This is a genomic window from Bacillus cereus group sp. BfR-BA-01430 (assembly GCF_022663115.1).
Taxonomy (GTDB): domain Bacteria; phylum Bacillota; class Bacilli; order Bacillales; family Bacillaceae_G; genus Bacillus_A; species Bacillus_A cereus_BD.
Genome location: NZ_JAKUEW010000061.1, coordinates 1 through 612 on the forward strand (window position 1 = coordinate 1; position 612 = coordinate 612).

Here is a 612-nt window from a genome sequence, read left to right on the forward strand (position 1 = left end):
CTTTTCTGTTGACCTGTTGATATGTTGCATTGCATAAGAATTTTGCTCAGCCCAAAGGTTTGTGTTAGCACGAATCCCTCCATGTGCGGTTACTTCAGAAACCTCAATACCCCGAAAATCATTTCCGTATTGATTCTTGATTTGCAACAATTTATCATATCCGCTCACTTTTGACGAGCGGATTGTGTGATTTCCTAACACCATATCGCAATCATTGCCATATGTCGGCGTTCTAAATTCAGCAATTTCGTAATCATTGTGATGAATTGTAACGTGATCACCGTCAAGATTCAGCACCCCGGCTGATTTGAGCCACATGCTCGATTGCGCGGTCAGCCCTAAATCGCCACGCTCGGTCATACGCATGTTACTTTCTGCACCATTTTTATCGATAAAACGATAGTAAACACCTTTTGCATCTTTGTAGATACTTCCTAAATTTCTTCCTGTACCATCACCTTCACCAATCACGATATACGGATTGGACGTCTTACTCTGTTTCTCGTTTTCAAAACCAATTACAATTTTCGCTCGTCCTTGATTCACGAACTGTAATACTTGGTTTTTCATATGAATATGCTCATTGGTATTACTTGTTTTGACCGTCGTACC

General features: G+C 40.7%; 1 pseudogene. It reads right to left on the minus strand.

From position 1 onward, the window contains the following. Window positions 1-612 (minus strand): annotated as a pseudogene (locus MR058_RS22920) (phage tail spike protein); the annotation flags it as partial.